Here is a 351-nt window from a genome sequence, read left to right on the forward strand (position 1 = left end):
GGTGAGCAGGAGCCTGTGCATTGTTGACGCGATCATGGATATTCACGGTTTCAGTGGCCCAGGCCGATGAAATTAAACCAAAGCCCAGCAAAGATGCTAATACGATATTTTTCATGATAACTCTCCATTTCTGAATTAGTGATGTCCGGGGAAGTACAACCGGTGTTTTCAGTTCCATAACTGAAACAAGTTCGGCAGCGTTTATTTCTCCGGAAGAGGGCTGGATATTCATTTCCTGGCGTACTCTGACGCCGGGTATTGATGAAGCAATCCAGCCTTCCTGATAAGTTGCACTAATTATCTCGTATGGCTTCTGTTTGCTGCATGACAGGCTAATGACATCTTTGTCAT

The 351-nt window shown here is 45.0% G+C and carries 1 pseudogene; it reads right to left on the reverse strand.

Annotated features, from left to right (window positions below):
• Positions 1 to 115: pseudogene (locus AK59_RS0123465) on the reverse strand (silver-binding protein SilE); the annotation flags it as partial.
• Positions 116 to 351 lie beyond the last annotated feature (236 nt).

Source organism: Enterobacter sp. T1-1 (assembly GCF_000710795.1).
Lineage (GTDB): Bacteria > Pseudomonadota > Gammaproteobacteria > Enterobacterales > Enterobacteriaceae > Enterobacter > Enterobacter cloacae.